The sequence below is a fragment of the Lentzea sp. NBRC 105346 genome (assembly GCF_030269605.1).
Classification (GTDB): domain Bacteria; phylum Actinomycetota; class Actinomycetes; order Mycobacteriales; family Pseudonocardiaceae; genus Lentzea.
Map to the genome: position 1 here is coordinate 85,195 of NZ_BSTQ01000020.1, position 19,328 is coordinate 104,522.

26 protein-coding genes and 1 tRNA gene are annotated in these 19,328 nt (G+C 68.1%); 22 read left to right on the forward strand and 5 right to left on the reverse strand.

Annotated elements, in window-relative coordinates; all coding sequences use genetic code 11:
- Positions 1 to 12: 12 nt before the first annotated feature.
- The 21 genes from QSK35_RS35090 (at position 13) to QSK35_RS35190 (ending at position 15,708) form a co-directional block, all read left to right on the forward strand.
- Entirely contained in the window at positions 13 to 312 is a 300-nt protein-coding gene (locus QSK35_RS35090; RefSeq protein ID WP_285751992.1) for a hypothetical protein, read from the forward strand.
- A gap of 35 nt (positions 313 to 347) precedes the next feature.
- Complete coding sequence (locus QSK35_RS35095) at positions 348 to 689, forward strand: hypothetical protein (RefSeq protein WP_285751994.1); 342 nt, start codon at positions 348 to 350, stop codon at positions 687 to 689.
- Positions 690 to 736: 47 nt separating this feature from the next.
- Entirely contained in the window at positions 737 to 1,453 is a 717-nt protein-coding gene (locus QSK35_RS35100) for a capsid assembly scaffolding protein Gp46 family protein (RefSeq protein WP_285751995.1), read from the forward strand.
- Positions 1,454 to 1,593: 140 nt separating this feature from the next.
- Positions 1,594 to 2,466 (forward strand): phage major capsid protein, encoded by an 873-nt coding sequence (locus QSK35_RS35105; protein ID WP_285751996.1) that lies wholly within the window; start codon positions 1,594 to 1,596, stop codon positions 2,464 to 2,466.
- 18 nt (positions 2,467 to 2,484) lie between these two features.
- The gene (locus QSK35_RS35110) at positions 2,485 to 2,850 is read left to right on the forward strand and encodes a hypothetical protein (protein WP_285751998.1); all 366 of its coding nucleotides are present in this window, start codon (positions 2,485 to 2,487) and stop codon (positions 2,848 to 2,850) included.
- A gap of 2 nt (positions 2,851 to 2,852) precedes the next feature.
- Complete coding sequence (locus tag QSK35_RS35115; protein ID WP_285751999.1) at positions 2,853 to 3,224, forward strand: hypothetical protein; 372 nt, start codon at positions 2,853 to 2,855, stop codon at positions 3,222 to 3,224.
- Positions 3,225 to 3,333: 109 nt separating this feature from the next.
- Positions 3,334 to 3,606, forward strand: coding sequence for a hypothetical protein (locus QSK35_RS35120; protein ID WP_285752000.1), 273 nt, complete (start codon positions 3,334 to 3,336; stop codon positions 3,604 to 3,606).
- The gene (locus tag QSK35_RS35125) at positions 3,599 to 3,949 is read left to right on the forward strand and encodes a hypothetical protein (RefSeq protein ID WP_285752002.1); all 351 of its coding nucleotides are present in this window, start codon (positions 3,599 to 3,601) and stop codon (positions 3,947 to 3,949) included. Before QSK35_RS35120 ends, QSK35_RS35125 begins: the two co-directional genes overlap by 8 nt.
- A 24-nt stretch (positions 3,950 to 3,973) precedes the next feature.
- On the forward strand, positions 3,974 to 4,873 hold the full coding sequence (locus QSK35_RS35130; protein WP_285752005.1) for a glycoside hydrolase domain-containing protein: 900 nt from the start codon (positions 3,974 to 3,976) through the stop codon (positions 4,871 to 4,873).
- Complete coding sequence (locus tag QSK35_RS35135) at positions 4,870 to 5,100, forward strand: hypothetical protein (RefSeq protein ID WP_285752007.1); 231 nt, start codon at positions 4,870 to 4,872, stop codon at positions 5,098 to 5,100. Before QSK35_RS35130 ends, QSK35_RS35135 begins: the two co-directional genes overlap by 4 nt.
- Before the next feature lie 3 nt (positions 5,101 to 5,103).
- Positions 5,104 to 6,786 (forward strand): hypothetical protein, encoded by a 1,683-nt coding sequence (locus QSK35_RS35140; protein WP_285752008.1) that lies wholly within the window; start codon positions 5,104 to 5,106, stop codon positions 6,784 to 6,786.
- 9 nt (positions 6,787 to 6,795) lie between these two features.
- Positions 6,796 to 7,242, forward strand: a complete 447-nt coding sequence (locus QSK35_RS35145; protein ID WP_285752009.1) for a hypothetical protein — start codon at positions 6,796 to 6,798, stop codon at positions 7,240 to 7,242.
- Entirely contained in the window at positions 7,236 to 7,559 is a 324-nt protein-coding gene (locus QSK35_RS35150) for a hypothetical protein (RefSeq protein ID WP_285752010.1), read from the forward strand. The genes QSK35_RS35145 and QSK35_RS35150 overlap by 7 nt, the downstream gene beginning before the upstream one ends.
- The gene (locus QSK35_RS35155) at positions 7,559 to 7,912 is read left to right on the forward strand and encodes a minor capsid protein (RefSeq protein ID WP_285752011.1); all 354 of its coding nucleotides are present in this window, start codon (positions 7,559 to 7,561) and stop codon (positions 7,910 to 7,912) included. Before QSK35_RS35150 ends, QSK35_RS35155 begins: the two co-directional genes overlap by 1 nt.
- Positions 7,913 to 7,935: 23 nt before the next feature.
- A complete protein-coding gene (locus tag QSK35_RS35160) occupies positions 7,936 to 8,367 on the forward strand; it encodes a phage tail terminator protein (RefSeq protein WP_285752012.1) in 432 nt (143 codons plus the stop codon).
- Complete coding sequence (locus tag QSK35_RS35165) at positions 8,364 to 8,825, forward strand: phage tail tube protein (protein WP_285752013.1); 462 nt, start codon at positions 8,364 to 8,366, stop codon at positions 8,823 to 8,825. Before QSK35_RS35160 ends, QSK35_RS35165 begins: the two co-directional genes overlap by 4 nt.
- A gap of 13 nt (positions 8,826 to 8,838) precedes the next feature.
- Positions 8,839 to 9,372, forward strand: a complete 534-nt coding sequence (locus tag QSK35_RS35170; RefSeq protein WP_285752014.1) for a DUF7426 family protein — start codon at positions 8,839 to 8,841, stop codon at positions 9,370 to 9,372.
- A 236-nt stretch (positions 9,373 to 9,608) separates the two neighbouring features.
- The gene (locus QSK35_RS35175; RefSeq protein ID WP_285752015.1) at positions 9,609 to 12,581 is read left to right on the forward strand and encodes a hypothetical protein; all 2,973 of its coding nucleotides are present in this window, start codon (positions 9,609 to 9,611) and stop codon (positions 12,579 to 12,581) included.
- Positions 12,581 to 13,486: a phage tail family protein gene (locus QSK35_RS35180; protein ID WP_285752016.1), complete on the forward strand. Its 906-nt coding sequence runs from the start codon at positions 12,581 to 12,583 to the stop codon at positions 13,484 to 13,486. Before QSK35_RS35175 ends, QSK35_RS35180 begins: the two co-directional genes overlap by 1 nt.
- Positions 13,483 to 14,664 (forward strand): Gp37-like protein, encoded by a 1,182-nt coding sequence (locus QSK35_RS35185; protein ID WP_285752017.1) that lies wholly within the window; start codon positions 13,483 to 13,485, stop codon positions 14,662 to 14,664. The genes QSK35_RS35180 and QSK35_RS35185 overlap by 4 nt, the downstream gene beginning before the upstream one ends.
- 24 nt (positions 14,665 to 14,688) lie before the next feature.
- A complete protein-coding gene (locus tag QSK35_RS35190) occupies positions 14,689 to 15,708 on the forward strand; it encodes a hypothetical protein (protein WP_285752018.1) in 1,020 nt (339 codons plus the stop codon).
- Between the two features lie 53 nt (positions 15,709 to 15,761).
- On the opposite strand, the gene QSK35_RS42780 is transcribed toward QSK35_RS35190, so the two are convergent.
- The gene (locus tag QSK35_RS42780; RefSeq protein ID WP_352244175.1) at positions 15,762 to 15,944 is read right to left on the reverse strand and encodes a DUF397 domain-containing protein; all 183 of its coding nucleotides are present in this window, start codon (positions 15,942 to 15,944) and stop codon (positions 15,762 to 15,764) included.
- A complete protein-coding gene (locus QSK35_RS35195) occupies positions 15,898 to 16,782 on the reverse strand; it encodes a helix-turn-helix domain-containing protein (RefSeq protein ID WP_285752019.1) in 885 nt (294 codons plus the stop codon). The genes QSK35_RS42780 and QSK35_RS35195 overlap by 47 nt, the downstream gene beginning before the upstream one ends.
- Before the next feature lie 569 nt (positions 16,783 to 17,351).
- On the opposite strand from QSK35_RS35195, the gene QSK35_RS35200 reads away from it, so the two are divergent.
- Positions 17,352 to 17,642 (forward strand): GntR family transcriptional regulator, encoded by a 291-nt coding sequence (locus QSK35_RS35200; RefSeq protein WP_285752020.1) that lies wholly within the window; start codon positions 17,352 to 17,354, stop codon positions 17,640 to 17,642.
- 263 nt (positions 17,643 to 17,905) lie between these two features.
- On the opposite strand, the gene QSK35_RS35205 is transcribed toward QSK35_RS35200, so the two are convergent.
- From QSK35_RS35205 to QSK35_RS35215, 3 genes are all read right to left on the reverse strand, one after another.
- Positions 17,906 to 18,154, reverse strand: a complete 249-nt coding sequence (locus QSK35_RS35205; RefSeq protein ID WP_285752022.1) for a hypothetical protein — start codon at positions 18,152 to 18,154, stop codon at positions 17,906 to 17,908.
- Between the two features lie 41 nt (positions 18,155 to 18,195).
- Positions 18,196 to 19,146, reverse strand: a complete 951-nt coding sequence (locus tag QSK35_RS35210; RefSeq protein WP_285752023.1) for a tyrosine-type recombinase/integrase — start codon at positions 19,144 to 19,146, stop codon at positions 18,196 to 18,198.
- Positions 19,147 to 19,234: 88 nt separating this feature from the next.
- A tRNA-Pro gene (locus QSK35_RS35215) sits at positions 19,235 to 19,311 on the reverse strand.
- Positions 19,312 to 19,328: the final 17 nt, after the last annotated feature.

Sequence of the window (19,328 nt, forward strand, 5' to 3'; positions counted from 1 at the left end):
CACGGTCGCAGCATGAGCGCACTCACCGACGGGGTTCCGCCCGTTCCCGTACCCAGCATCGGCCGCATCGTCCACTACCGACTGTCCGAGCATGACGCCGAGGCGATCACCGCGGCCCGCAACAACTCGGAGGGTCGCGACCGTGGCAACGTGGTCGTCGCTGGCCAGTCGTATCCGGCGACCGTCGTGCGGACCTTCGGAGGGCACGCCGCGAACCTGCAGGTGCACCTGGACGGCACCGACACCTACTGGGCGACCTCGCGCGTGCCCGGCGAGGACAACGGTCAGTGGTGCTGGCCCGCGCGCGTCTGATCGAGAGGTGACAGCGTGCCGTGACCCTCGCGGTCATGGCACGCACCCTCATCGCGAAGATCGACACCACCCGCTCCGGCGGCGAGCCCCCCATGACCAACGTCGATGCCGCGGCAAGTCCGAACGGCATGTACTTCCCGTGGACCGAGACCGCCCGGCTGCTCGTGCAGACCGGCGGCACCGCCACCAACGTCACCGTCGATGTCGCGACTCAGGTGGACGGTCTGGACCCGGCCAACCGGGTCGTCGCGGTCGCCGCCACTACGCCCGTCGGCAACATCATGGGTCCGTGGGGACCGGAGTACCGGCAGGCCGACGGCAACGTGTACGTCAACTTCTCGTCGGCGACCAACGCCAAGGTGTGCGTCATCGACTGAGGCGGGACGGCCGCGAGTGGTGACACGTCCGGCTGATTGTGCCGGACGTGACCCAACCGAACCCCGCAGCGCCCCCGGCCCCGACCGGCGGCGACCCCAACCCGCCCGCGCCGACGTCGCAGCCTCCGGCGGCCCCGCCTGTCCCGACGCCTCCCGTGAACCCGCCCGCGCCGCAGCCGACTCCGCCCACGCCGAGCGGCCAGCAGGGCGACGGGAAGACGTTCACGCAGGCCGACCTCGACCGCATCATCAATGAGCGGCTGGAGAAGGCGCAGAAGTCCTGGCAGGCGCAGCAGACCGATCAGATGAAGAAGCTCGCCGAGGTGTTCGGCTGGCAGGACCCCAACGCCACCCCTGATCCGGCGAAGATGCTGGAGCAGGCGCAGCAGCAGGCGACCGCGCACCAGCAGCGCGCCGACCTAGCCGACGCCAAGGCTCTCGCACTCGCAGCTGGCGTGAAGCCCGAACGCGTCGACCTGTTCCTGCGCGTGGTCGACGTGGCCGGCGCGTTGAAGGACGTCGACCGCTCGCAGGGCGACTCGGTCACAGCCGCGCTGAAGTCTGCCGTGGACGGTGCGCTGACCGCGGCGCCTGAGTTCAAGGGCGCGCCCGCGTTGCCCGGCTCATCAGGCGGGGACCGGTTGGCGCCGAACGGGAAGCGGCAGTGGACGCGCGCCGAGATTGAGGGCATGTCACAGAAGGACTTGCTCGCCAACCACGACGAGATCGCGGCCGCCATGGCTGAGGGTCGCGTCACGTTCTGACCACCGTGGCCGGACTGGTGACACCGTCCGGCCACGGTCACGTCTGGAGGTAACCCCGGCTACTCCACCGGGACACGGAGGTATCCGCCCGAACTCCGCGGGCTCGCCAGAAGACCGAGCCACGCCAGGAGGAAACCACCGTGGCCATCGACCGGTTCATCCCCCAGTTCTGGGCCACGCAGCTCCTCGTCGCGCTGCGCAAGGCTCTCGTCTACGGCGGCCCGATGGTCGTCAATCGGGACTACGAGGGCGAGATCAGCGGCGCGGGCGACACCGTGCGCATCACCTCGATCTCGGACCCGACGATCGGTACCTACGTGCCGAACAGCACGACCATCGTTCCCGAGGAACTGACCGACGCGCAGCGCGCCCTGGTCGTCGACCAGGCCAAGTACTTCGCCTTTAAGGTCGACGACGTCAACGCGCGTCAGGCCGCCGGCAATGTGATCCCGCAGGCCGTGCGGCGCGCCGCGTACAAGCTCGCCGATCAGGTCGACCAGTACATCGCGGCGATGTACACGGGCGTGCCGACGGCCAACGTCGTTCCGGCGGTCACCATCGACACGTCGAACCCCGCGTCGTGGGCGACCGAGGCGGCGCGGGCGTACAACGACGTCCTCATTCCGCTGAAGGTCACGCTCGACCAGGCGAACGTGCCGAAGGAGGGCCGCTACTGCATCGTGCCGCCCATCTTCGAGGGTGTCCTGCTGCGCGACGACCGTTTCGTGCGCGCCGACGCCGCCGGCACCACCGAGGGTCTGCGCAACGGCTTCACCGGTCGCATCGCGGGCTTCGACGTGATGGTCTCCAACAACACCCCGGTCCCCGGCGCGAACCAGAACGTGATCACGGCGGGCACGAACATCGCCATCACGCTGGCCGAGCAGATCAACAAGACCGAGGCGTACCGGCCGGAGTCCAGCTTCTCGGACGCGGTGAAGGGCCTGGCGCTGTACGGCGCGAAGCTCATCCGCCCCGAGGGCCTGGCGAGCTGCACCGTCACCACCGGCTGATAAGGAGAGCCCCCAGTCATGGCACGCACAGCAGTTCCGTACAGCTCGTTCGTCGGCAACGGCAACCTCGCCGACCCGGCGGGCACGAACGGCGACCCGACCAACGGTCACACGATCGCCGCGGCCAAGCCCGAGCGGACCATGCTCCGCGTCAACAACACCTCGGGTGCCTCGAAGAACGTCACCATCAAGGCGGGCACCTACCCGCCCGCGTGGGCCGCTGGTCAGGGTGACCTGGTCGTGGCCGTCGGTGCGACGTCGACGCAGTGGATCGGCCCGCTTGAGTCGGGCCGGTTCCTCCAGTCCGACGGTTCGCTGTCGATCGACCTGGGTGCATCGTTCACCGGCACGGTGACGGCGTTCCTGGCGCCGAAGGCGGTTTGATCATGTCGGCTGAGGTCGGCTACTTCCAGGGCTCGGGCGGCGTCATCTGGCGGATGGCGCTGCCACTGCCCGAGGTCTACGCGGATCAGGTGCGCAAGCACGAGCTCAAGCGAGTCAGCGGCCCGGATGACCCGACGCCGTTCGTCGAGCCTGTCGAGCCCGTCGAGGAGAAGCCGCTCACCCCGAAGGAGCGGATTCAGGCCGACGCTGCGGCACTCGGGTTGTCCACGGACGGCACGGTCGCCGAGATCACGGCCCGCATCGATGCGCATGTCACCGACCTGCTGAAGCAGGCTGGCGAACTCGGCATCGACGCCAACGAGCTGCCGGCGGTCGAGCTGGCCAAGGCGATCGAGGCGAAGCTCGCCGAGTGAGACCGGGCGCCCTGGGTCGGCAGCGGGTCGCGCTGACTGCGGGGAAGGTGGGCCTACGGGCCCAGGGTGCCCACCCACCTCGTACACACTCGTCTGGGAGGATCCGGTCATGCCGTGGCTTGCGCACGCCGAGGACGCCCCGGACACCCACAAGATGTGGGCGGATCCGGGCAGCGCTCATGAGGCGTCCCTGCGCGCGGTCGGCTGGCGCCACGAGGTGCCGGCGCCCGGCCCGGTCCTCCTAACCGAGGATGAGTCCGAGGACGAAGGCGGGCAGGATCCGCCCAGCGAGCAGCACGACACGATCGAGCAGCCCCCGCCTGCCAAGCCGCCGATGCCTCCCGGCGTCGCGCTGAAGCGGAAGCGGGACCGAAATGCCTGAGTGGATCACGAGCCTGACGGTCGGGCAGATTGCCGTAGTCGTCGGTGGCGCTGGTCTGGTGCTGGGCTTGATCGTGAAGGCGTGGAAGGCGGTTCGGCCCGTGTGGGTCGGGGTCCGCGACTTCCTGGACGACTGGCGCGGCGAGCCGGGCCGCGACGGTGTGCCCGAGCGGCACGGTGTGATGAAGCGGCTCGCCACGATCGAAGCCGACGGCGCGGCCACACGGCAGCGGGTGAAGGACATCGAGCACGAGCTGCATCCGAACTCGGGTTCGTCGTTGCGGGATCAGGTGGACGGCATCCGCAAGCAGCTGACGGAGCACATCGCCCAGCAGCAGGGGTGACACCCCGGCCTCAGCGTCTGGGGCATGCCCGCAGTTATCGCGACCGGCCTCGACTACTCCGCGCGTCGCCTGTCCGGCGCGTCGATCAAGGCGGCTGGCTACAAGTTCGTCAACCGCTACCTGTGGTTCCCCGGCCAGGGTCATCCGTGGCTGACGGCTGACGAGTTCGCCGACCTCGCTGCGAACGACATCGAGGTCCATGCGATCTACGAGCAGAACACCAACGACCCGGCCGGCGGCTGGGACGCGGGCGTGCGCATGGCCACCCAGGCGGTCGCCTCGGCGAAGGCAGCGAATCTGCCGCAGGGTCACACGATCTGGATGTGCTCGGACGCGTGGCTGTCGACGCACCGGATTCCGGTCGCGACCGCCATGTCCTTTCTGGACGGCGCACGCTCGGTCATCAACCCGGCGGGCTTCCTCACCGGAGCGTACGGGTTCCAGGACTTCGTGTATGCGGCACAGGACGGCGAGCACGCCGACCGGTTCTGGCTGTGCGGCGCCGAATCTGGCGTGCGCGACGGCATCCACCACTACCAGTGGAACAACGGGCGCGTCTTCGTGGACGGCCTGGAGTGCGACCTGAACAAGCAGTACATCCCCATGCTGGAGGACGACGACATGGCACTGCTCGACGAGAAGATCGCGGTGCGTGCCGCTGACGGCAGCATCGTGAAGAACCCGGACGGCTCCGACAAGTTCGTGACGGTCCGGACGATCCTGGAGTGGCTGGGCAACGAGTTCAACGCCACTCGTGCCGTCGCCGCCGAGCCGATCGACTACGACAAGCTCGCCGACGAGATCGCCGAGCGCGTCGGCGCCCTGGACGGTGTCACGGCCGCCGAGGCGAAGTCCATCGCCGTCGGCGTAGTCAACAACGCTCGCGTTCGGTTCCAGGACTCGACCGCTGGCGGTGGCCAGTGATCCGCCCCAAGACCGAGGCCGCCGTCCGCGCGCTGCGGACCCTCGTGCAGAACCTCGCGGTCGACGTCGCCGTCGCCGTCGTGGTCGCCGTGTCCCCGCTCGTCGTCGGTACCCAGCTGGACTGGCGGCTCATCGCCGTGACCGCGGGCAAGACCGCGCTCGCGACCGCTGTTTCGTTCGCGCACCGGAAGCTCGACGAGCTGCGCGCCAAGAACACCGAGGGCTGATCCATGCCGCTGCCCGGAAACGTCTCCCTCGTCACGGTTACGGGTACGTTCGTGTTCCCGGACGACACCTATCCGACCGGCACGGTCGAGTTCCGTGTCGCCGGTGACCCGTGGCTGAAGGACGCAGGCGCTGACACCACCATCCTGCCGAAGACGGTGTCGTGCTCTGTGAACGGGGCCGGGCAGATCGTCGGGCCCGCCGGTGCCGTTGGTGCTGGCGGGGTGGGCGTGAAGCTTCCCGCAACGGACGACACCGACCTTGCGCCCAACGGGTTCGTCTACAACGTGACGCTGAAGTTCGGCGGGCTGCCCGAGAAGACGTACAGCATCGCGCTGCCCGCGACACCGTCCACGGTGGACTTGGCCGACCTGGCGCCGGTGACCCCCGTCGGCGGCGGCGCGGGCCTCGTACTGAGTGTGAACGGGAAGAGCCCCGACGGGTCGGGACTGGTCACCTTGGTACCCGGCGACATCGGGGCCATCTCCCAGGCCGCGGCCGATGCCCGTTACCGGCCGGCGCCCGTTGCGCTGACGGATCAGGCGACGCTCACCACGGATGCGTCGCTGTCGAGCGTTTTCCGTGTGACTCTGGGCGGGAACCGCACGCTGGCGAACCCGACAAACCCGTTCGACGGGCAGGTCGTCGAGTGGCACTTTGTGCAGGACACCGTTGGCGGCAGAGGGATCTCCCTCGGGGACAAGTTCCGCTTGCCCGCGGACCTGCCCGCGGTCAACCTGTCTGCGGGCGCGGGCGCGCGAGACGTCCTCACCGCCGAGTACGTGTCCGGTTCGGACATTTGGCTCATCAAGGACCTCAAGCGCTACAGCGCGACCCCCGCGCAGCTCGCCCCCGGCGAGCGCGCCGGAACGAACAACGTCGGCTACCTCGGCGACATTGCAGCCTTGACGGTGCTGAACATCGGCGACCCCACGCCGTCGGGCAGCTTCTGGGACGGACCGGTGCTGAGGGTCAACACCGACGACTTCGTCCTCGACGGCTACTTGGTGAACGCCGGGATCGACATCTACAACGACGGCGCCATCGTCAAGAACTGCGTCGTGGACGTGCCGGCCGGGCTCGGAATTATCTACGGCATCAACTCCCGCTCGGGCGAACTGACCGTGCAGGACACCACCGTGATCGGCCCGTCGGACGGCTCGGCGGCGATCGCCGTGTTCGACACGTCGTCCACGTTCGGCACCATCAAGCGCTGCGACCTGTCCGGCTTCGAGGACGGGATCGTGTGCAAGGGCGCGACCCTGGTGTCGCAGTGCTACATCCACGATCTCGACCTCGACCCGTCCGCGCACGCCGACCTGATCCAGTACTACGGCGGCACGGGCCTCACGGTGGAGCACTGCTACCTCGCCAACGAGGACGTCGCCGCGGGCAACGCGCCTGCGGGCAACGGTCAGAATTCGTGCATCACGCTGGACACGCCGAGCGGCAGCACCACCGCCAACCCGACGATCAACAACTGCTTTATGCGCGGCGGGGTGTACTACTTCCGCTGCGAAGAGCTCTCGGGCACACCGGACGGTGTGATCACCGGCCTGAGCGCGACGAACAACAACTTCGGCAGCGTCGTCGCTCCCGCCTCGGGCGAGATCGCCGTGGTGGTCACGTCCATCACCGCGTGGTCGAACAACCGCAAGTCGGACAACACGCTCATCCCGTCGCCGTAAGGAGGACCGATGATCTGGGCAACCGTCGCCGAGGTCCGTGACTACCTCCAAGACGACGACGTGATCCCCACGTCCACACAGGACGAAGCCGTGCAGCGGATGATCGACCGGGTGTCGCGCACGCTCGGATCCAAGGTGATCCGCTGGCCCGTCCTCGACAGTGAGACCGACCGCGCCTCAGACGAAGAGCAGCGCAAGCACATCATCGCTGCTATCGCCGAGACCGTGAAGGCACGATACGAGGCGGTGGCGCTCGAGCAGGCGCTCGGCGGCGCGGGCAACGTGGAGGTTATCGCGGGGGGTGGATCGATCACCGCGGGCAAGCTGTCCGTCTCGGGCGGCTCGCGGTCCGGCAGCGGCGCGAAGATCGGTAAGTCTGCGGATCGGGTGCCGATCGAGGCGTACGAGGCGATGCAGGACGCGGACCTGATCGGCGGGAGCTCGCCGTCATGGTGATGAAGCTGCTCGGCGCGCTGATCCCGGCCCCGCACACTGTCAAGCATCGGGCGCAGCTGGACGACGCCGGGGACGGCGCGCGCTGGGCCTCGGCTGTGGACGTGGCGGGTTGCCGCATCGAGCGGTCGTCTCGCCAGTACCAGAACGCCGATGGCCGAGTGGTGACGCTCACCGCCATGGTGTGGATGCCCGCGATGCCCGAGGTGAAGGTCGGCGACCGGCTGGTCCTGGACGGCAACGAGCGGCGCGTCGAGAAGATCGACGAGTTGGTCGACCTGGAAGGCAACGTGATGCACCGCGAAGTCTGGACCGCGTGATGGCGGACAAGGACTTCCTGGTGCTGCTCGACGAGATCGAGGAGAACGCCGACGACGCTGCCGAGGCCGCGGTTCGGGATGTCACCGAGGAGGCGCTGGCGGACACCCGGAAGGTCGTTCCGTACCAGGAGGGCGACCTGTCGCGCGCCGGCCACACGACGGTGAACCAGATCGGTAGCGGCGCCGAGGGAAAGATCGATTTCGATATCGTGTATGCCCGCTATCAGGAGCTGCGCGAGGACCTGACGCACCAGGATCAGGGTCAGGCGCACTACCTCGGCGGCACGCTGCGTCTGAACTCCGAACGCTACCTCGACCACCTGGGCGCAAGGTTCTTCGAAGAACTCGGGTGACACCTGGCCGCGAGTCTCGCGGCGTGCTGTCAAAGGCGCTCGCGTTGCATCTCGCGTCGCTCGGGCTCGTCCGCTACCCGGCCGACCAGCCCGGCTCTGCTGTGCGGTGCTACGTCGAAGACATGCCGGGCGACGCGCCCGACAACCTCGTGCTCATCCGTTCCCAGCAAGGGTTTCCGGCCACTGACATCAGCGGCTATGAGAACCCCGAGCTGGAGATCATGCGCCGTACCGCGGCTGATGCCGGTGTCCAAGCTGGATTCGACGGCGCCCAGGTGCTTCGTCGAGCCATCAAGGACGACGGCCAGATCGTGTGGGCCCCTGGAACCGAGCACGAGGTGCACATCGCCCTCGTCAACGCCGACGCCACGCCAACCCGCAAGGGCGTGGACCCGAAAGGACGGCCGGTCTGGTCGTTCTCCGTCCAGACCCACGCCTTGGAGGCACAACCGTGACCGCCATCAAGAAGCGCATCGCCCGGTTCAACCGACTGGAGGTCGACACCGGCCCCGAGGGCGCCCCGAACTTCGTGATCGTCAAGGGCCTCTCGAAGATCGAGATGCCGTTGTCCGAGACCGAGGTCGACGTCTCGGACTTCGACTCGGAGGGCTGGGACGCGTCGCTCACCACGCACCGCGGCTGGTCGATCAACGTCGAGGGCTTCGACGGCTTCACCGGCCCGAACGAGGCACAGGTCGACGACCCCGGTCAGCTGCAGCTGAAGACCAAGGGCCAGCAGACCGGACCGGACGCCTACGTCAACGTGCGCTTCTACCGCACGGACAACAACAAGGGCTTCACCGGTCGCGTCACCGTCAACTGGGGCGGCGCGGGCGGCGGCGTCAAGGACGCCGAGCCGTTCAAGGCCACCCTCAAGGGCGACGGCGTGCTGTCGGCCTACACCGCCCCCTGATCGGAGCTAGCGCGTGACCACCTTCCCCGAACTCCGCTCGTTCAAGTCCGAAGTGGACGGCGAGCGGCTGACACTGCCCATCGGCAGCAACGAGTACTCGTTCTCCAAGCGCATCTCGATGCGGGCCGGTCTTGCGCTCGCCGAGGCGCGCGTGCACGCGAAGGAGATCGCCGAGGCGGCCCACGAGGGCCGCGAAGACGAGATCGACCTGACGCAGCCGGGGTTCACCGCCATCAGCGAACAGCAGATGATGCGGGACCTGATCGGCGACCAGTGGGACCGCATGCTCGGCGACGGCGTCACCGAGGACGAGTTCCGCCACGTGTACATGACCCTGTTCACGTGGCACATGGTCGGCGAAGAGGCTGCGAAGCTGGTGTGGACGAACGAGCTGGACGTCGAGGGTGATGCTCGCCCCCCAGCCCGCTCCGCGTCGCGAGCGCGGACGACATCCCGGAGTTCCTCGACGAAGAAGCCGTCCGCGAGATCCGCGGCGAAGGCTCCTCGTCGCTCGACTGGCGGGACTTCCTCGAGGCGTGGGACCTGATCGAGGCGGACTTTCAGCGCGAGTACCCCGGCATCGACATCTCGACGGCGGAGGTTCTCGACGGCAAGTCGTGGCGGTGGTTCACGACCCGCTTGTTCGGGTTGTCGCTGGAGTCGCGCACGTGGCAGAAGCTGATCGGGCCAGCGCAGCAGCAGGCAGACGAGGCAAGCTCGGACGACGTCGATAGCCTGTACGGCATCGACCGTGAGTGACACGAGGCCCGCAGGGTTTCGGCTGTGACCACGACGGTCGGCCACATCCGCGGCATCATCACGGGCGACACCAGCGGCCTGAAGGCCGCTACTCGCGATGCCCGCAAGGACGCCCGCGAGATGAAGGCGGACGTCGAGCGGCAGAAGCCGGACATCGACGCCAACGAGAAGCCGTTCGTCGCCGCTGTCGCCCGCGCCGAGGCCGCGAAGAACGCACTCGACGACAAGATCCGCAAGACCATCACGACGCTGGAGGCGAACCTCCAGAAGGCCGGCGACGCGGAGGAAACCGCGCTCGGCAGGATCCGGGTCGCACAGGCCGCGCTCGACGCCGTGCGGGACAAGAGCCCCGAGGCCACGGACCGCATCACTGCGGCCGAGGAGCGGCTCGCCAAGGCGCAGCGGGACCTCATCGCGATCCAACGCGACACGTCGGTGATGACGGATCGGCTCGCCCAGCAGAGGCTGAAGCTCGTCGCCGTCGAGGACCAGCTCGCCGCCGAACGCGAAGAGGCCGCGCGCACCGCGTCAAAGGCAGCCGACGCCGAGGAGGAGGTCGCCGACGGGGCGGACAAGTCGGCCAAGGCCAACGACAAAGCCGCGTCGTCCACAGCGAAGCACACGAGCGCGCTCAACAAGCTGACGATCGCCCTGTTCGCCTCGCACGGCGCCATGCTGGCCGGCGGCCTCGTCGCCGGGGCTGCGGTCGCGGCGCTGCCTGTGGCCGCGGTGGCGGCGGCGGCTGTGCTGCTGTCGTCGAACCAGCGAGTCGCCAACAGCTACACGAACCTTGCGGCCGTCGTGGTGGATGGCGCCCGCGAGATGGCGGCGCCGCTCGAGGACGACTTGGTGCACGCGTCGGAGGAGCTCGCGACGACGTGGATGCGGCTCAAGGGGCCGATGGCGAGCATCTTCTCCGACTCGCAGCCCGCGGTCCGCGAGCTGTCGCGCGGGGTGAATGAGTTCGCGCTGAACGCCGTACCGGGCATGGCAGACGCGGTGCACCGGTCCGAGCCGGTAATGATCGGGTGGCGAAAGCTGTTCGCGGACACCGGCGCGGGCATCGGCGACTTCTTCCGCAACATCAGCAGCGACACGCAGTCGACCGGCCGGAACATCGAGGCCTTCGGCCAGATCATCCGCACCGTGCTGGCCGCGGCCGGGAATCTACTGCAGCAGCTGTCGTCGAACTTCGCACCGCACGCCGCCCAGTTCGCCCTCGTGTTCCAGCAGATCATGGACGTGGTGACGAAGTTCGCCGCTGGCGCCCTGCCAGTCCTGTCCGATGCGCTCGGCGTGACGCTGGACGTGCTGCAGGCCGTGCTGTCCGTTGTGGAGCCGATCTCGGGTGCGCTGGGCTCGATGACCGGCGTCATCCTGACGGCCGCGGCCGCGTGGAAGGTGTACAGCGCGGCCATCATGCTCGTGTCGAAGGTGCCACTGGCATCGGCGCTCACCGCGAGCACCGCGGCGGCCGCGCCAGCCGGCGGGATCCTGGCGCGGCTGGGGCTCGGCGCTTCGGGCGCGGCGGCAGGGGCGACGGCGCTCACGGGTGCCTTGTCGCCGCTGGGGATCGCGTTGGGCGCGACCGGGCTCATCATGGGCGCCTATCTGCTGGAGCAGCAGAAGATCGACCGGGGCGCGGATGCGTTCGCCCAGGGCATCCTGAAGGGCGGGGACGCGGCCCGCAAGACGGTCGACGACTACGCCGCGCTGCAGAACGGGCTCGCCGCGCTGATCAAGAAGCGGGACGACTATCTGAAGGCGCAGGGCGCGTCACCGGACGACGCGAACCTTGGCCAGATGAACGACCAGATCGCCGCGATGACAGCGAACGTCACGCGAGCGACCGAGAAGTGGAACGAGTACCTTGCCTCGGTCGGCCCGGTCGAGCGGGCGCAGGCACAGCTGAACCTGGCGATCGCCCGACACGGCAAGGACTCGCCCGAAGCGGCGCGCGCGGCCGCGATCTACCGCGACGAGGTGCAGAAGCAGGAGGCCGCGTCGCGGGCCGCTTCGGACGCGGTGAAGACCCACACCGACCGTGTCGCCGACCAGCTGTCGATGATGCTGCAGGCGGCTGGCGCGAGCGTCAGCTATGACGCGGCGCTGCTGTCGCTGGAGTCGGCGCAGAAGAACCTCAACCAGGCGATCAAGGAGCACGGTCCGACGTCGCTGGAGGCGCGCACCGCGGACAACCAGTACCAGCAGCAGTTGTTGCTGACGGTTGACGCGCTCGGCAAGAAGGTCGCTGCGGAGAACGAAGGCAAGTCGGCTGCCGAGATCTCGACGCTGGTCACCCAGGCGCAGTACGGGGAGATCCTGCGGCTTGCCGCGGCGGCCGGGGACAACGCGCCCGCCGCTCTCACGAAGATGATCAGCCACATGGACGGTGCCACGTTGGCCGCGATGGGCGTCACGGTCAGGGTGAACGAGGCCGGGGACGCGATCATCACGATGCCGGACGGCAAAGAGGTCAAGATCACCGGCGACAACGCCAAGGCCATGGCGGCGATCGCCGAGGTGAACGCGGCCGCGGTCCGCGAGAAGACCTTGTACCTGAATATCATCACCCGCGCCGACAAGCCCGCCGTCGACTGGTTGACGGGCGGCCTGAACGATGGCGGTTGGGTGCCGGGCAGCGGACCGGACGAAGACGACCGGCTCGTCCCGTTGACGTCCAAGGAGTTCGTCGTCAACCGGCGTGCCGCTGCGAAATGGGGCCCGTTCCTGGAGGCCATCAACAAGGCCAACGGCGGCGACGTGAAGCTGCCGGACTCCGTCATGTCCCGCGTACCGGATCTTGCGGTGTCGAGCCCGTCGATTCCGACCCCGCGTGCCGCGCGCAGCTCGGGCGGCGGCGAGTTCGGCGGCGGCATGTCGTCCAGTCCGGCCAAGGTTGACAACCGCCAGTTCCACTTCCACGAGGTCAAGAGCCTGCCGTCGAAGAAGTGGCTGCGGGACACGTTGGACGACATCGAGCGAGGGGTGTACTGATGGCCCGCGAGCTGCGATGGATTCCGCCCGTCCACACCGGACTCGACCCGATCGTGCTCACCGACCGGGCGGCCGGCTACCGCGTCGGCAAGGGCACGCGCGGGCTGGGGGCGGTGCAGCGGCAGCTCGTCACCGCGGACTCGCCGTGGGTGGACGGCACGGAAGCGGAGGACGACTACGCGCTGCCCACTACGGTGCTGCTGCCGATGATGGTGTGGGCAGCAACGCGTGACGAGTTCCTGGCGAAGATTCGGAACCTCCATGCCGCGATGCGCACCCGCAAGCCGGGCCGCGTGCTCGTGCCCGGCGAGCTCGAGCTCGCGCAGGCCGATGGGAGAAGGTTCCGCCTGCGGTGCCTGTACGAGGGCGGGCTGCCGGACGAGGAGACGCTGGAGACCGGCGGCGACACGAACTGGGTGCGGTTCTTCCTGCGCCTGTTCGCGCCGGACCCGTACTGGTACTCGGCTATCGCGAAGACCCTGTCGTGGGTCTTCTCGGCGCCGACCGCGTTCCTCGGCAACCCGTTCCTACCGATGAACATCAGCGCCTCGCAGGTGATCGGCGCCGCGTCGATCACGAACGACGGCACCGAGGACGCCTACGGCACGTGGCGCGTGACCGGCCCCGGCACGGCGCTGATCCTCACCAACCCCGACTCGGGCGAGGTGCTGCAGGTCAACGGATCCATCCCGGTCGGGCAGGTGCTGACGATCGTCACCCAGCCCGACCAGGCGAGCATCAGCATCGAACCCGCGGGCACCGACTGGTGGCCGAACCTCGCCGACGGCAGCACGTTGTGGAAGATCCCGCCGGGCGTGACGTCCGTGAGCCTCGCACTCACCGGCGCGAGCTCTGGTAGCCAGATCGACCTTGAGTTCTTCGAGCGGTTCGGTGCGCCGTGGTGAGCGGGCTGGCTGAGGCGCCGATCGCCTACCCGATCGACCCGTCCGGCAACCGGCGGGCGCCGATCCTGTACCGGCGGGCGTCGCTCGTGCCGCGGCACCTCCGTCGCGGCCAGTGGTCCGTGACAGCGAAACTCACCGCGAGGACGGCGCAAATCGGCCCCGGCTGGCGTGTGGTGTTCGACGGTGGGCCGGAATCTGGTTTTGGCGGGCCGGTGCGCCGGATCGAGATCGAGATGGGCGACGAGTCTGGTGCGCGGCTCCAGCCGAGGATCACTCTGTCCGGTCCGGACGACATGTGCGTCATCGACGAAGCCGAGGCCTATCCGGATCCCGCGAACCTCGCCACAGCACAGGGTGCGCAGGCGTACGACGTGCGCACCGGTACGGCCAGCGGGGTCATCCTCGCCTACATCGCCCGCAACATCGGCCACCTCGCCATCGCCTCGCGCGTCACACCGTCGTTCAACACCAACATCCCCGACCCGAACGTCGGCATCTCGGTGTCCGGCAAGGCCAGGTTTTCCCCTCTCCTGGAGGAGATCGTGCGGCCGCTGGCGGAGAAGGCCGGCCTGAGGGTGTGGGTGACCTCGACGACCTCGGGCGCCCGAACCCTCCACATCGGAGAGGTCGTCGACCGCACCGGCGCGGCCCGCTTCTCCGTCGACCTTGGCAACCTGAAGAAGCTGAAGTACACGCTGAATGCTCCCGAGGCCACCGTCGTGATCGGCGGCGGCCGTGGCGAGGAGACGGCCCGCGAGTTCGTGCTGCAGAAGGACGACGCGGCGATCAGCGCGTGGGGAAGAATCGAGGCGTTCTACGACTACCGTGCAGCGTCTGGCACCGACTCTGGTGCCGAGTTGACGGCTGGCACGGCGAAGAAGCTCGCCGACTCCGCCGCGGTCGAGCAGGTCGAAGTGATCCCCGTCGATACCGATCGCCTGCGGTACGGCGTCGACTATCAGATCGGCGATCAGGTGCTGGTTGAGGTCGGCGGGGGCACCGGACTCGTTCTCCCAGCGCCGATCCTGGAGACCGAAATCACGATCGAGCGGACCGGCAACAAGAAGCTCGTGACCGTCCAGCCGAAGATCGGAAACCTCTCGACCGGGCCAGGAAGGAAGACTCAGCAACAGATCGCCGACCTGCTATTGAGGATCAGCAGGCTCGAACGCAGGTGACACGAGCCGCTGATCGTGGCAGTCGTGACGGAGTCCTCCTACCCGTACGACGCTGGCGCCGGAACCGCGGTCAGTGAGGAACTCTGGCGCGCCATGGCGAAGCTGTGGCTTCCGTCCGGCGTCATCGGCTCATCGACCCGCGACGTCAACGACCTTTCGTTGAAGGCCACGCTCGGATCTGGTGGCGCTGGTGGCATCTTCCAGTTGCCCGCAGGCGAGGCGTACGTCGCCGGCATCAAGTACACCAACGACGCCACGCTCAACAAGACGGCCAGCGCCAACACGAACACGCAGCCGCGCATCGACCGGCTCGCCCTGAAGCTGGACACGACGGCGAACACCTGCTCGGCGGTGATCGTGGAGGGCACCCCGGCAGCGTCGCCGGTTTCGCCGACGCTGCCGGACACGAGCGCGGTCATCCACTTGCCGCTGTTCCGCGCCACGTGCCCCGGCTCGGCGTCGGCACAGAACTACAGCGGCCTGGTCGACGAGAGGCTGTTCGTCGGCCGCCGCAGCTACATCGGCCCGAGCTCGGCGGCTGGTGTGGCCGGGGTCGGCGGGTTTCAGCACGGCGACGAGTGGATCCAGACCGACACGCGCGATCGGCTGCTGCGGCTCAACGGGACGTGGGTCGGCGGACGCGACCGCATCTGGACGGCTGTACCGGGCAACACGACGGGCACCGAGCCGATCTCGGCGGGCGCCTCGAAGACGTACGGGTCAATCACGATCCCGGCGCAGTTGTACGCCTACCAGGTCACCTTCGACTGCCACATCCAGGTCTCAGGTCTGGATCCCGGCAGCTATGCCGAGGTGAAGATCCGCGAGGACGATGCGACGGCGGGGACGGTTCGCGCCGAGGGCAGCGGCCCGTGCGTCGCTGGGCTGGACGCGGTGATTGCGTTGCCGGGCACGAAGCCGGTCACCGTCGCGGCCGGCGTGGCGAAGACTTGGTACTTGCGCGTGTTCGCGGCGGACTCTGGCTTCTTCAGCTGGACGACCTTGGACAACTGGTTCACGGCGAAGACGTTCCCGGTCTGGTAGAACGCGATCGGCCCCCGGCGATACCTGCGCCGGGGGCCGATCTGTGTTGGGCGTCAGCTGGTCTTCACCACGGTGAGGAACCTCGTCCACTGGCTGACGGGGACGACGACCGGTTCGCCCTGGTTTTTGCTGTCCCAGATGCCAACCATCGGGCCGCTGTGGGCGACCTCGACGCAGTTGTTGCCGCCGTCAGACCGAGTTGACTTTTTCCGCTGACCCCATTTCTCGCTTGTCATGCCTCCTCCGTGTCCCGAGTTGCTGGATGCGCGTACGGAGGATCCTCGCAGACTCGCTCGGGTCCGCTGCGTCGTACAGGGTCTCGAACCGGCCCTCGTACAGCATCGCCTCGTCCGGCTCGGTGATCACGTTCGATGTGGTCGCCACCTCGAGGTAGACCTGCGTGATGTTGGGGTTGGCCAGCCGGAAGATGTTGCACGCGAACCCGAGTAGCGGGTGCAGGCCGTAGGTCCAGGGCAGGATTCGGAGGTCGGCGGAGGGCACGTCGTGCATCACGGTTTCGAGGTGCTCCAGCTGTTCGCGGGCGGCGTCGGCGTCGGCTGGTAGCCGGTGCAGGGCGGATTCGCCGAGCACGATGCGGACCCGCGGGGCGTCGGGTTTGGTGAGTATTCCGCCGCGTTCGAGCCGGGCGGCGAGCCGATCCTCAAGGTCGTCGGGTTTCGCGCGGGACAGGAGGTCGCGGGCGTAGCCGGGTGTCTGGCACACGGCCGGGATGAGCGCTTCGTCGTAGTAGTCGAACTCCTGTGCGGCTTGCTCGAGCAGGACGATCGGTCGGGCCCACTCCGCGACGTGCGATACGCGGGCGCGTTTTCTGGCCCGTTCTGCCAGTTCGAGTAGGGCGTCGAGCTCGGTCTCGGTGAGCTTGTACTGGTCAGCGAGCATGTGGAGCTCGGCGGGCGTGACGCCTCGGATGCCGCGTTCGACCCGTTCGCACTTGCCCGCGTACCAGCCGAGACGCCGGTTGGCGTCGACCTGCTCGGGGCCGATGCCGGCGCGCTCGCGATAGATCTCAAGCTGCTTCCCGAGCTGCTGTAGCAGCGGGTTGGGCAGGGCCACTGGCTCTCCTTCGTGTGCGTCTGCGTCGTCTCCATCCTGCCGCCTGGTCGGCGGCGGCACGAATCCCCCGATCGGAGAATCGCTATCTGTCTACAGACAGTTGTACCTTGGACAGGTCGCGCCGACCTACCTGGGTTGCTCAGGATGCGCTGGTCGGACGCGTCGGGCGGTGGGCCGGCTGTCTCCCGGCTCACCGTTCCATGAGCGTCTTGGAGGTGCACGGTGGCCACGCAGGGCCCGAATGCGGGCGTGGTGATGTTGGCGGGTGTCGCTGTTGTGGCGACGGTGTTTCTGCTGGTGTGTGCCGTGGTGCTGCTGAGATGCGAGTTGGAGCGGCGCGCCGAGGTGCGTGCCGCGCAGGAGGGCCTTGCGGGTCGGGATCGGCGGCGTGTTCCGGCCCGCCACCGGCTGGCCGATCAACCTCCGCACGGGGTAGGCCAGCAGTCGCCTGCAGCGGCCGAGGTCGCCTTTCCCTCGGTGGTGGCTGTGGCGGCAAAGCCGTCTGCGACGACCGGAGTGTCCTCTCCACCTCCGGTCGTCGCGGCGGTCCACGAGCATCGGAGGGCGTCGTGAGCCGGTTGTGGACACCAGGCGGCAGCTTCCCGGACCGGGAAGCCGGCGGATTGCTACATCCGGACATGCCGGACCGTCAGCGGATCGCGTGGGACGCGTATGACGAGATCGACGACGCGTTGAAGGACAACGATCCGGACGCGGCGGCGGCGCGTTTGGCTCAGGTGATGCGGGAGCACGGTCGCGAGCTGCATGACCTGGTGCTGCAGATGATCCAGGAGGAGAAGGGGATGCTCCTGCCTTGGTACGCGTACGGCAACGATTCACCCGAACAGCCGAGTTCCTGATGGCGTCTCACGTCGTTAAGTCCGTTATGGGTAGTTGCTTGCGCAATCACCTAACGCGCCGGGGCGGGCTCGGAGCGTGACCGCTCCGATCGTTTGGTGGCACGTTCAAGAGGACGGCGCCTCACACGCGTTCAACCGCTTCACCATCGGTCACCCCGGCGCGATGTGGCAGACCCTCTGCCACATGAACGTGTTTGCCTTCCGGGTCGAGCGAGAAGACCGCGGCCCGAAGTGCCTGGCGTGCCGAATGCTGACTGGCGGCTCTAGCCGGCCCTCCGGCGGCGCGCCGCCGCCGACTTCGCAGCCATCCTGAGGAAGTGCGCCTTGCGGGCCGCCTTGGCGCGCTGAGCACGTTCCTCGGGCGGCAGAACACCGTCCGGGTCTACCTGGCGCTCGAAGCGGTCGTCCGCGGCCTTGCGGGCCGCAGCGGTGCGTGCGGCCCGGTTGCTGGTGTTGGCCCACGAGGTGTGGGCGGCGATCTGCGCGCGGAGGATGCGCTGTGCCGGGGTCATGGTCGTCTCCATGGCCCCGAGCACAGCGCTCCCGTGTCACCTCACAGCCGGTCTCCCAGGTTGAGTTCACGCGCGTGCTGGTGCGCCACCTCGTCGGCAGCCGCGTCACCGTAGTGGCCGACCATCGCGTCGCTCTTCCAGCCGAAGATGCGTTTCATGCTGGTGGTGTCGCCGCCGTTCTTCCGCCACGCTACGGCCGCTGTGTGGCGCCACCGGTGGGCGTGCAGGTTGTTGCCCTTGCCGTTCATGCCGAGCCGCTCGCCACGCCGTCGCAGCATGATCTTGATGCCGTTGGCCTGCAGGTGTCCGCGGCTGCGGTCGCCGAGCCACAGCCACGGCAGATGGGCGGTCTTCGCTCGATTGCGGACCCGCAGGTAGCGGGAGATCGCCTGTCCGGTCTTGGGGCTGAACGGCACGCTGCGCGGCTTGCGCCCCTTGCCGAGTACGTGGATCACGTCGAGGTCGAGGTCGACGTCTTCTTTCTTGAGGTTCGCGATCTCGGAGAGTCGGCAGCCGGTGTCGAACAGGAGCCGGATGATCGCGGTGTCGCGGCGCGAGATCAGGTCGTTGCCCTTGCACTGGTCGAGCACCGCCTTCGTCACGTCGTCGGCGACGAGCGGGATCGACTTCTTCGGGACGATCGGCGGCTTCACCTTGTCCATCGGTGACCGGCTGCGTTCCTCCTCGGCGACGAGCCAGTTGAAGAACGTGCACACGGAGCGGTGCCAGGTGTGGGTGTTGCCGGGGCTCGTGCGCTCCAGCATGTCGGCTTGGAACTCGCGGAGCGCGCCGGCCTCGATATCGCACGGCCCGAGTTCGTCGTGGCCGTCGTCAGCGAGTCGTGCGCTGTTGTCGTTGAGCCAGTCGACGAGTTGCCGGACGGCGCGTTCGTAGACCTCGATGGTGTTGTCGGACTTGTTGTCGGCCTTGAGGGCGCGGAGCCACTCGCGTTTGAGGTCGTTCCACTCGGCGAGTGCGGGGTTCTCTGCCATGCTCGAAACACTCCAGTTGGGGTGTCACCGAGCGCTGTGCTCATCGATTGGTTTGCCCTGACCAACCTTCATAGCTGGTCAGGGCTACTGGTCGGGGCGACAGGATTTGAACCTGCGACCCCCCGCTCCCAAAGCGGGTGCGCTACCAAACTGCGCCACGCCCCGGTCATAGGTAGCTTAGC

Coding starts and splice junctions, on each gene's coding strand:
- QSK35_RS35090 (WP_285751992.1), top strand. CDS start 13: ATGAGCGCACTCACCGACGGGGTTCCGCCCGTTCCCGTACCCAGCATC.
- QSK35_RS35095 (WP_285751994.1), top strand. CDS start 348: ATGGCACGCACCCTCATCGCGAAGATCGACACCACCCGCTCCGGCGGC.
- QSK35_RS35110 (WP_285751998.1), top strand. CDS start 2,485: ATGGCACGCACAGCAGTTCCGTACAGCTCGTTCGTCGGCAACGGCAAC.
- QSK35_RS35115 (WP_285751999.1), top strand. CDS start 2,853: ATGTCGGCTGAGGTCGGCTACTTCCAGGGCTCGGGCGGCGTCATCTGG.
- QSK35_RS35120 (WP_285752000.1), top strand. CDS start 3,334: ATGCCGTGGCTTGCGCACGCCGAGGACGCCCCGGACACCCACAAGATG.
- QSK35_RS35125 (WP_285752002.1), top strand. CDS start 3,599: ATGCCTGAGTGGATCACGAGCCTGACGGTCGGGCAGATTGCCGTAGTC.
- QSK35_RS35130 (WP_285752005.1), top strand. CDS start 3,974: ATGCCCGCAGTTATCGCGACCGGCCTCGACTACTCCGCGCGTCGCCTG.
- QSK35_RS35140 (WP_285752008.1), top strand. CDS start 5,104: ATGCCGCTGCCCGGAAACGTCTCCCTCGTCACGGTTACGGGTACGTTC.
- QSK35_RS35145 (WP_285752009.1), top strand. CDS start 6,796: ATGATCTGGGCAACCGTCGCCGAGGTCCGTGACTACCTCCAAGACGAC.
- QSK35_RS35150 (WP_285752010.1), top strand. CDS start 7,236: ATGGTGATGAAGCTGCTCGGCGCGCTGATCCCGGCCCCGCACACTGTC.
- QSK35_RS35155 (WP_285752011.1), top strand. CDS start 7,559: ATGGCGGACAAGGACTTCCTGGTGCTGCTCGACGAGATCGAGGAGAAC.
- QSK35_RS35180 (WP_285752016.1), top strand. CDS start 12,581: ATGGCCCGCGAGCTGCGATGGATTCCGCCCGTCCACACCGGACTCGAC.
- QSK35_RS42780 (WP_352244175.1), bottom strand. CDS start 15,944: ATGACAAGCGAGAAATGGGGTCAGCGGAAAAAGTCAACTCGGTCTGAC.
- QSK35_RS35205 (WP_285752022.1), bottom strand. CDS start 18,154: ATGACCCCGGCACAGCGCATCCTCCGCGCGCAGATCGCCGCCCACACC.
- QSK35_RS35210 (WP_285752023.1), bottom strand. CDS start 19,146: ATGGCAGAGAACCCCGCACTCGCCGAGTGGAACGACCTCAAACGCGAG.